Here is an 8,756-nt window from a genome sequence, read left to right on the forward strand (position 1 = left end):
ATCCGGGCCAACTCCGCGCGCTGCTCACTACTGACCGGCAACGCCGGTGCTGTCTTGATCGGCATGATCAATCATACCGCGCTAATTCACAGACAGACCACTAGGGCGTGGCACGTAAGCGCTTTTCCGGGGGGGTGATGGGGGGCGCAGCCCCCCATCGGTGTGGGTAGGCGGCTCGTTCTCTCCACCCTCTCGGTGGTCGTGGTCGTCGTGTTCCTGCTCGGCGTCCCGCTGGGTGTGGCGATGCGCAACGGCATCCAGAGCAGCGCCGCCGACAGCCTGCGTGCCGAGGCCCAGCGTCTGCTGAACACCGTCGAGGTGCGCACAGCGCGCGGCGAGCAGGTCGACCAGGAGTCGCTGCAGCGGCAGGTCTCCCAGGACCGCAGCGCCACCGTGGTTCTGACGGGGGGGCAGACGATCCTGCTCGGCGCCCCGGCACCGGACGAGGGCAACCCGCTGCGGGTCGAGCTGACCGGCGAGCAAGGCGAGCAGGTCGTCGTTCTGGAGTCCCGAGCGCGGGTCACCCGGCAGGTGCACAAGGCCTGGCTGCTGATCCTGATCGAGGCGTTCTTCGCCGTGGCCACCGCCGGTGCGCTGGCCGCGCTGCAGGCCCGCAGCCTGGCCCGGCCGCTGGTCGACCTGGCCGAGGCCGCCGAGCGGTTCGGCTCCGGTGACCCGCGCCGGCGCCGGCACCGCCGCAGCTACGGCCTGCCCGAGGTGGACCGCGTCGCCGACGTCCTGGAACGCCGGGCCGAACGCATCTCCCGGATCCTGGCCGCCGAGCGGCAGTTCGCCGCCAACGCTTCCCACCAGCTCCGGACGCCGCTGACCGCGCTGTCCATGCGGCTGGAGGAGATCACCATGTCCGACGATATGGACGCGATGCGCGACGAGGCCACCGTCGCGCTTTCCCAGGTCGAGCGGCTGACCGAGGTGGTCTCGCAGCTGCTGGCGCAGAACCGGACGCCGATGGCGGTGTCCGGGGACAGCATCGACATCGACAAGATTGTGTCCCAGCAGCTCGACGAGTGGAGCGTGGCCTTCAGCAAGGCCAACCGCGGGCTGCAGCTGGTCGGGGTGCCGAACCTCACGGCGCGCGCGAATCCGGCCAGCGTGTCCCAGATCCTCGCGACCCTGGTCGAGAACGCCTTGGCCCACGGCGGCGGCACCGTGACCATCCGGACCCGCACCGTCGGCGGCTCGGTCGTCTTGGAGGTCACCGACGAGGGCGGCGGGGTCAACGACGCCCTCGGTCACCGGATCTTCGAGGCCGGCGTCTCCGGCGGTGAGAGCACCGGCCGCGGGCTTGCCCTGGCCCGCGACCTCGCCCGCGCCGACGGCGCCCGCCTCGAGCTGGTCCAGCAGCGCCCCGCCGTCTTCGCCCTCTTCCTGGCCGCCCCCGATGAGGTCATCGGCTGAGCGGTCGCCCTCACCCGCGATGACCACTGAGCGACAGGGTTGAAAGCTGTGAGGCGAAGCGTCGGGCCGCGCGCCACCTCAGCTTTTTCAACGATGTCGCGCAGTGGTCATCGCGGCGCCGCGGTACCACGCCGCACCCGGCCGACATGAGGCAGATAGCGTCGGTTCCGGCGAATCAGGGCCGGTCCGGGGCCGAGTCAGGGGTCAAAGTAGGGCCGAGCTAGGGCCGACGTAGGGGAGGCGCAGTGGGCGAGGTCGTGGTCAACGGGGCGCGGTTGCCGATCCGCAATTCGGTGCTGGCCGAGCTGAACTCCAGCGCGGCCCAGATCGCGCAGGATCCCGAGGACCGTGCGGTATTGACCAGTCCGGTGGCGCAGATGTCGCTGTCCTTCGACGGTCTCGACCCGGACCAGGCCCGCCGGATCGCTCTCGCGCTGGTCGCCGCCACCGAGGCGGTGCGCCGGTCCTACAGCGTCGCGGGCGCGCCACCGGCCGATGTGGAGGCGGCGGCCCAGCTGCAGGCTATCGGCATGTTCGTCGGTCGGTCGTTCGGGGTCTGACGGACCGTCAGTCTGCTTACGCCAGGCCGCGCCGGGCCACGGCGGGCGGGCGGGTCCCGAGGATCGACGCCGTCATGTCCAGTACCTGCCGGGTGGCGGCGGCGTCGTGGGCGCGGAACACCCGGGCGCCGAGCCAGGCGCTGATCGCGGTGGTGGCCAGCGTCCCGTTCAGCCGTTCGTTCGGCGGCAGGTCGAGGGTCTCGCCGACGAAGTCCTTGCGGGACAGCGAGACCAGTACCGGCCAGCCGGTCGCGGTCATCTCCGGCAGCCGCCGGGTCACCTCGAGGGAGTGCCGGGTGTTCTTGCCGAAGTCGTGGCCGGGGTCGATCAGCACCGACTCGCGCGCCACCCCGAGGTCCACCGCGCGCTCGGCCAGGGCCAGGGTGCGCCCGAGGACGTCGGCCATCACGTCGGGGTAGGTCACCCGGTGCGGCCGGGTCCGCGGCTCGGCGCCGCCGGCGTGGGTGCACACGATGCCGACGTCGTACTGCGCAGCCACCGAGGCCAGGTCCGGGTCGACCCCGCCCCACGCGTCGTTGAGCAGGTCGGCGCCGGCCTCGCAGGCGGCGGCCCCGACCTCGGCGCGCCAGGTGTCGACGCTGATCGCGACCTCCGGCCAGCGCTCCCGGACCGCGGCGATGAACGGCACCACCCGGCGCAACTCCTCGGCGGTGTCCACCTCGTCACCGGGCCCGGCCTTCACCCCGCCGATGTCGATGATCCGCGCCCCGGACTCCACGGCCAGCGACACCGCCGCCATCGCGGGTTCGTCGGCGAAGGTGGCGCCTTTGTCGTAGAAAGAATCGGGGGTCCGATTCACGATCGCCATCACGGCCAGCTCGTCGTCGCCGAACTTCTGCCGGCCCAGTCGAAACGCGGTCACGCCAGGACTCCTTGAGGGTTGGAGGGTCGGCTGCGGTGTCGGGGGCGCGTGACACGATCGGGTCCATGTTCGCTCTGATGGTCGTCGTGGTCGCGGTGGTCGTCTTCGCCACCGCGGGAGTGGCCGCGGGCGCCGGCGGAACGCTCGGCGACGTCGCCGGCGACCCGCTCCCGCTGGACGGCCACGAGGGCCCGGTCGGGGCCGCCGACCTGGCCGAGGTCCGGTTCCCGGTGAAGCTGCGCGGCTACCGGATGGACTCGGTCGACTCCGTGCTGAACCGGCTCGGCGACGAACTCGCCACCCGGGACGCCCGGATCGAGGAGCTGGAGATCGCGCTCGGGGTGCGCCCCGACGCTGACACCTCCACGGAGTACTGAGTGCGCCCCATCGAACTGAGCGTTGACATCGACCTGCCCGCGGACCGGGTCTGGGCCGGCCTGGTCGACTGGCCGAGCCACGCGGCCTGGATGCCGCTGACCAAGGTGGAGGTCGTCGGCGGCGGCGCCGGGCGGGGCGAGGGCGAACGCATCATCGGCTGGACCGGGTTCCGGCCGCTGGCCATCGCCGACCGGATGACCATCACCGCCTGGGACCCCCCGCGCCGGCTCGACGTGGTCAAGACCGGCCGGATGCTCAAGGGCACCGCCTGGTTCGAGGTCCAGCCGCTGGGCGCCGACCGCAGCCGGGTGCGCTGGTGCGAGGCCCTGGTGCCTCCGTTCGGTGCGCCCGGGCGCCTGCTCACGCCGTTCCTGTCGATCGGCACCCGCGTGGTGATCGGGCTCGCGCTGCGCCGCTTCGCGCGCTACGCGGTCCGGGCCGAGGCCCAGGGGTGAGTGCCGCGGTCGCGGGTCCGGACGGGCGCAGGCGCTGCCCGTGGGGGCTGTCCACCGCGGACTACATCGCGTACCACGACACCGAGTGGGGGCGGACGGTCCGCGGTGACGACCGGCTCTACGAACGGCTGACACTCGAGGCCTTCCAGTCCGGTCTGTCGTGGCTGACGATCCTGCGCAAGCGGGAGAACTTCCGCGCCGCCTTCGCGGGCTTCTCGATCCCCGCCGTGGCCGAGTTCACCGACGCCGACGTCGAGCGCCTGATGGCGGACGCGGGCATCGTACGCAACCGGGCGAAGGTGCTCGCGTCCGTGCAGAACGCCAAGGCCGCGGTGGCGCTCGGGCCTGGCGGCTTCGACGAACTGCTCTGGTCGTTCGCCCCGACCGGCCGCCGGGCCCGGCCCAAGACCCTGGCCGACGTTCCGGCGATCACGCCGGAGTCGACGGCGCTGGCCAAGGCGCTGAAGAAGCGCGGCTTCGCGTTCGTCGGGCCCACCACCGCCTACGCCATGATGCAGGCGACCGGGATGGTCAACGACCACCTGGCCGGATGCCAGACCGCGTCCTGACCTGACGGAATCTCAGCCCGCTCCCGCAGCGTCGAACCAGAAAGCGTGTCACGCCTTATGGTTCGGCGGGGGTCAGCGGCCGGTGAATTCCGGCTTGCGCTTGTTCAGGAACGCGTCCACCGCGGCCAGGTGGTCCGCGGAATCGCCGGCCTGCTCGATCAGCTCGTGCTCCTTGGCCAGGGTCTCGGCGAGGTCGTGGTCGGCGGCGTAGCGGAGCAGCTGGCGGATCATCCCGTAGGCCAGCGTCGGCCCGGCGGCCAGCCGGGCGGCCAGCGCCTGCGCGGTCTGGAGGAGCTCCTCGGGGGCGACCACCTGGGTGATCAGACCGAGCTCGAGCGCCTCGTCCGGCTTGAGGGTCGGGGAGAGCATGAGCAGCTCTACTGCCTTGTTCGCCCCGACCAGGCGCGGCAGATGCCACGACATCCCGGTGTCGGGGCTGAGCGCGATGCCGGTGAAGGCAGTGGTGAACGAGGCCTTCTCGGAGGCGATCCGGAAATCGGCGGCCAGCGCGAGGGAGAGTCCGGCCCCGGCGGCCGGGCCGTTGATCGCGGCGATCACCGGCTTGTCCATCTCGGCGATCAGGCGGGCCAGCGGCGCGTAGTGCTCGGCGACGGTGGTGAAGCGCTCCTTGGCCGGCTTGTCCGGCTCGATCTCGGCCAGGTCCTGCCCGACGCAGAAGCCGCGTCCGGCGCCGGTGAGCACCACGGCCCGGACCTCGGGGTCGTCTGCGATCGCCCGGAGGGCGTCCAGCAGGAGCAGCTTGGCCAGCAGATTGAGCGAGTTGAAGGTCTCCGGGCGGTTCAGGGTCACCGTGGCGACGCCGTCGACCGTCTCGACCAGGACCGGCTCGGACATCCGGGCACTCCTTCGTGCGGCGGGTTAACTTCCCTCGACAACGGGCCGAGCCTAGGTCTCCGGAGGCCTCCGGGGCGCGCCGAGGGGGGTGAGCGCGTTCGCCCGGGTCGGGGATCAGAGATACTGGAGATCAACGAACGCGGCGTCACTTCGCCGACGGGGCCCGCCCCGGCAGGCGTCAACGATGAGGAGCGAGACATGGCGGCCATGAAGCCACGGACCGGAGACGGCCCGTTGGAGGTCACCAAGGAGGGCCGCGGCATCGTCATGCGGGTCCCGCTGGAGGGTGGCGGACGCCTGGTCGTGGAGCTCTCTGCGGATGAGGCCGGCGCCCTCGGCGAGGCCCTGAAGGGCGTCGTTTCCTAGCCCACTCCCGGGCGATGCCCGGCGGCCGAAGGAGAACCATGGCCCGTCCGGCCGTGCACGTCGTCGTCGGAAAGCCCCTGGTCGGGGGGCGTTCCGACGTTCTTGCCGTCCCCTTCTCGCCCGGTCCGGACGGTCCCGTCCCTGGCCCCGGGTTCACGGCGGCCGGCAAGGCGCTGGGCGTGGATCTGCTGGCGCTCGCAGTCCGGGACAAGGCCAAGGGTGACGCGGGGGAGATCGTCGCGATTCCACTGATGGGCGCCGGCACGGCCGAGCAGATCCTGCTGGTCGGGACCGGGGACGGCAGCCCGACTGCGCTGCGCCGGGCCGGGGCCGCGCTGGCGCGTCGCGTCCGCAGCCGGGCCCGGCTGGCCACCACCGTGGTCGCCAAGAGCGGTCCCGATGGGGTCCGGGCCTTCACCGAGGGCCTGCTGCTCGGCTCGTACTCCTTCGGAATCCGCAGCGGCGAGCCCAAGCAGGAGAACGTCACCGCGATCGACCTGCACGTCGCCGCGGGCCGTCGGGCCGAGGCCGCAGGGCCGGCCGCCGGTCGGGGCGAGATCACCGCGGACGCCGTCTGCCTGGCCCGCGACCTGGCCAACACCCCCTCGGCCGAGAAGACCCCGGCCTGGCTCGCCGCCCGGGCCAAGTCGATGGCCGCGCGGTCCGGGCTGGAGGTTCAGATCTGGGAGCCGGCCGACCTGCGGGCCGGCGGATTCGGTGGCATCCTCGCCGTCGGCCAGGGCTCGGCCCGGGAACCCCGGCTGATCCGCCTCGGCTACACCCCGTCCGACGCGACGGGTGATGAGCCGCATGTGGTGCTCGTCGGCAAGGGCATCACCTTCGACTCCGGCGGCCTGTCGCTCAAGCCCACCGACGGCATGGTGGCGATGAAGGCCGACATGGCCGGCGGGGCCGCGGTGATCGGTGCGATGTCTGCATTGCACGCGCTGTCGATTCCGGTGCGGGTCACCGGCCTGGTCGCGGCGGCGGAGAACATGCCCTCGGGTTCGGCGTTCCGGCCCGGCGACGTCATCACCCATTACGGCGGCACCACCGTCGAGGTGCTCAACACCGACGCCGAGGGCCGCCTGGTGCTGGCCGACGCGCTGGCCTACGCCGATGTCCACCTCGACCCGGACGTCATGGTCGACCTGGCCACCCTGACCGGCGCCGCGACGCTGGCCCTGAGCCGGCGGATGGCCGCGCTGTTCACGGCCGACGACCGGCTCGCCACGGCGCTCGAAGCGGCGTCCGCGGCCGGTGGCGACCGGATCTGGCGGATGCCGCTGATCGACGAGTACCGCCCCGCGCTGGACTCCCCGATTGCGGACATCGCCCACGTCCCCCACGAGCGCAACCGCAAGGTCCAGGGCGGCGCGATCACCGCCGCGCTGTTTCTGCGCGAGTTCGTCGGCGAGCGCTCGTGGGCGCACATCGACATGGCCGGGCCCGGCAAGATCGACGGCGACGAGCACGAGAACACCAAGGGCGGCACCGGCTACGGCGTCCGCTTGCTGCTCCGCTGGCTCGAGGCCTACCCGGCCCGTCGGCGTTAGGTGCTGCGCACCCCCGAAAGCGCACTACGGCACCTTCGCACGCGAAATCTGCGTGCCATGCTGCGCTTTCGGGGTCTATGGCACCCGCGGGCTAGCGGAGCGGGCGCTTCGTGGCGGCCAGGAGGCCGGTGCCGACGGGGAGCAGGACGGCGGCGAAGTCCTCGCTGACCAGCAGCTCCTTGCCCAGCGCGCGCATCGCCCCGGGGGAGCTGCCGGTGGCGTCGCCGAATACGACGACCCCACCGTCGCGCAGCAGACGCGGGGCCTCGCGCAGGTAGTCGGCGTACTCCAGCGGGTCGGCGCAGACCGACATCAGGTCGTACCCGCCGTCGGTGAGCCGGGGGAGGACCTCGATCGGGCGGCCGACGATCAGCCGGGCGCGGTTCGCGGGCACCCCGGCCTCGGTGTACGCGGTGCGGGCCATCCGCTGGTAGTCCGGATCCGGATCGACGGAGGTCAGCACCCCGTCAGCGCGCATCCCGCGCAGCAGCCAGACCCCGGTGACGCCGGTGCCGGTGCCGACCTCGACCACCGAACGGGCGTCGAGCAGGGCGGCGAGGAAGCGCAGGGTCGCGCCGAAGCTGGATCGCGGGACGGTCAGGCCGTTCTCCGCGGCGCGGGTCCGCGCGTCGCGCAGCACCTCGTCCTCGGCCAGGTAGGCGTCCGCTTGCGCGGCGGCAGCCAGGATGCCGTCGGCGTCGATCTGCTCGGTTCCGATGCCCGCCATGGATGGTCCTCAGCTCGTGGCCCGGGTGGTTTTCGCGCAGCCTAACGCCAGGGAAGAGAACTCTCCGGGAACGGACCCGGGGGCGCGCTCGTTCATTCCACATCGGGCCGATCGCGCGCTCACAGGCGGCACACAGAACGCCGCGTAGGGTGGTGTTCTGAGCCCGTTGAAGGAGATCACGTGGAGACAGGGGCCGCGCCCACCGACTGGGTGCCCCCGAGCTGGGAAGAGATCGTCCGGACCCACTCCGCACGCGTCTACCGGCTCGCCTACCGCCTCTCCGGCAACCAGCACGACGCGGAGGACCTCACCCAGGAGGTCTTCGTCCGGGTCTTCCGCTCGTTGTCGACCTACCAGCCCGGCACCTTCGAGGGCTGGCTGCACCGGATCACCACCAACCTCTTCCTCGACATGGTCCGCCGCCGGCAGCGGATCCGGTTCGAGGGCTTCGCCGAGGACGCTCACGAGCGGCTGCCCGGCCGTGAGCCGTCGCCCCAGCAGCTGCTCGACGAGCGCGGGTTCGACGCCGACGTCCAGTACGCCCTCGACCAGCTCCCGCCGGAGTTCCGCGCCGCCGTGGTGCTCTGCGACATCGAAGGCCTGTCCTACGAGGAGATCGCCGCCACGCTCGGCATCAAGCTGGGGACGGTCCGCAGCCGAATTCACCGCGGCCGGGCGCAGCTGCGCGCTGCCCTCGACCACCGCAGCTCCGCCAACAGGACTGCCCCGCCGGTTCCGCCGCCCCGGTCCGCGCTCGAAGTCGCAACGTGAACTGCCACCTCGGGAACCGGCTCGCCGCCTACGTCGACGGCGAGCTGCCGCGCGTGACGCGGGAGCTGATCTCGGCGCACCTGCTGATGTGCAGCACGTGCCGGGCGGCCTGCGAGGCCGAGTCCCGGACCAAGATCGGACTGACCCACCTGGGCGCTCCGGACCCGTCCGCGAATCTGATGGGGGCGCTGCTCAACCTCGCGGCGCCGGGGGAGCC

At 72.2% G+C, this 8,756-nt stretch carries 12 protein-coding genes; 9 read left to right on the forward strand and 3 right to left on the reverse strand.

Annotation, left to right across the window (positions count from 1 at the left end):
* The first annotated feature begins 162 nt into the window (after nt 1-162).
* A complete protein-coding gene (locus H0X00_RS18325) occupies nt 163-1,419 on the forward strand; it encodes an ATP-binding protein (RefSeq protein WP_293773724.1) in 1,257 nt (418 codons plus the stop codon).
* 245 nt (nt 1,420-1,664) lie between these two features.
* Entirely contained in the window at nt 1,665-1,979 is a 315-nt protein-coding gene (locus H0X00_RS18330) for a hypothetical protein (RefSeq protein ID WP_293773726.1), read from the forward strand.
* A 16-nt stretch (nt 1,980-1,995) separates the two neighbouring features.
* Here H0X00_RS18330 and folP read toward each other — a convergent pair whose 3' ends face one another.
* Nucleotides 1,996-2,808: a dihydropteroate synthase gene (gene folP, locus H0X00_RS18335; RefSeq protein ID WP_367186689.1), complete on the reverse strand. Its 813-nt coding sequence runs from the start codon at nt 2,806-2,808 to the stop codon at nt 1,996-1,998.
* Nucleotides 2,809-2,927: 119 nt separating this feature from the next.
* On the opposite strand from folP, the gene H0X00_RS18340 reads away from it, so the two are divergent.
* From H0X00_RS18340 to H0X00_RS18350, 3 genes are read left to right on the forward strand one after another with little or no spacing between them, the layout of a single operon-like run.
* Nucleotides 2,928-3,239 carry a DivIVA domain-containing protein gene (locus H0X00_RS18340; protein ID WP_293773731.1) on the forward strand — a complete coding sequence of 104 codons (312 nt, stop codon included), beginning with the start codon at nt 2,928-2,930 and terminating at the stop codon, nt 3,237-3,239.
* Nucleotides 3,240-3,695, forward strand: a complete 456-nt coding sequence (locus H0X00_RS18345; protein WP_293773732.1) for an SRPBCC family protein — start codon at nt 3,240-3,242, stop codon at nt 3,693-3,695.
* Nucleotides 3,692-4,264, forward strand: coding sequence for a DNA-3-methyladenine glycosylase I (locus H0X00_RS18350; protein WP_293773734.1), 573 nt, complete (start codon nt 3,692-3,694; stop codon nt 4,262-4,264). The genes H0X00_RS18345 and H0X00_RS18350 overlap by 4 nt, the downstream gene beginning before the upstream one ends.
* Nucleotides 4,265-4,336: 72 nt before the next feature.
* Here the strand turns inward: H0X00_RS18350 and H0X00_RS18355 are convergent, their stop codons facing one another.
* Nucleotides 4,337-5,119, reverse strand: a complete 783-nt coding sequence (locus H0X00_RS18355) for an enoyl-CoA hydratase-related protein (protein ID WP_293773736.1) — start codon at nt 5,117-5,119, stop codon at nt 4,337-4,339.
* Between the two features lie 198 nt (nt 5,120-5,317).
* Here H0X00_RS18355 and H0X00_RS18360 point away from each other — a divergent pair, with 198 nt between their 5' ends.
* Together H0X00_RS18360 and H0X00_RS18365 are read left to right on the forward strand one after the other, a co-directional pair.
* Nucleotides 5,318-5,485 (forward strand): DUF3117 domain-containing protein, encoded by a 168-nt coding sequence (locus H0X00_RS18360; RefSeq protein ID WP_019875696.1) that lies wholly within the window; start codon nt 5,318-5,320, stop codon nt 5,483-5,485.
* A 38-nt stretch (nt 5,486-5,523) separates the two neighbouring features.
* Nucleotides 5,524-7,041 (forward strand): leucyl aminopeptidase, encoded by a 1,518-nt coding sequence (locus H0X00_RS18365; protein WP_293773739.1) that lies wholly within the window; start codon nt 5,524-5,526, stop codon nt 7,039-7,041.
* 91 nt (nt 7,042-7,132) lie between these two features.
* On the opposite strand, the gene H0X00_RS18370 is transcribed toward H0X00_RS18365, so the two are convergent.
* Nucleotides 7,133-7,768 (reverse strand): O-methyltransferase, encoded by a 636-nt coding sequence (locus H0X00_RS18370; protein ID WP_293773741.1) that lies wholly within the window; start codon nt 7,766-7,768, stop codon nt 7,133-7,135.
* A 180-nt stretch (nt 7,769-7,948) separates the two neighbouring features.
* Here H0X00_RS18370 and sigE point away from each other — a divergent pair, with 180 nt between their 5' ends.
* Both sigE and H0X00_RS18380 read left to right on the forward strand, forming a co-directional pair.
* Entirely contained in the window at nt 7,949-8,539 is a 591-nt protein-coding gene (gene sigE / locus H0X00_RS18375) for an RNA polymerase sigma factor SigE (RefSeq protein ID WP_293773743.1), read from the forward strand.
* Nucleotides 8,536-8,756: anti-sigma factor (locus H0X00_RS18380; protein WP_293773745.1), on the forward strand; the 221-nt coding region annotated here is incomplete at its 3' end. The genes sigE and H0X00_RS18380, both read left to right, overlap by 4 nt.

This window comes from Sporichthya sp., from assembly GCF_013815995.1.
Lineage (GTDB): Bacteria > Actinomycetota > Actinomycetes > Sporichthyales > Sporichthyaceae > Sporichthya.

Excerpts from the sequence above, each read along its gene's own strand:
- folP (WP_367186689.1), bottom strand. The coding sequence starts at position 2,808 with ATGGCGATCGTGAATCGGACCCCCGATTCTTTCTACGACAAAGGCGCC.
- H0X00_RS18340 (WP_293773731.1), top strand. The coding sequence starts at position 2,928 with ATGTTCGCTCTGATGGTCGTCGTGGTCGCGGTGGTCGTCTTCGCCACC.
- H0X00_RS18355 (WP_293773736.1), bottom strand. The coding sequence starts at position 5,119 with ATGTCCGAGCCGGTCCTGGTCGAGACGGTCGACGGCGTCGCCACGGTG.
- H0X00_RS18360 (WP_019875696.1), top strand. The coding sequence starts at position 5,318 with ATGGCGGCCATGAAGCCACGGACCGGAGACGGCCCGTTGGAGGTCACC.
- H0X00_RS18365 (WP_293773739.1), top strand. The coding sequence starts at position 5,524 with ATGGCCCGTCCGGCCGTGCACGTCGTCGTCGGAAAGCCCCTGGTCGGG.
- H0X00_RS18370 (WP_293773741.1), bottom strand. The coding sequence starts at position 7,768 with ATGGCGGGCATCGGAACCGAGCAGATCGACGCCGACGGCATCCTGGCT.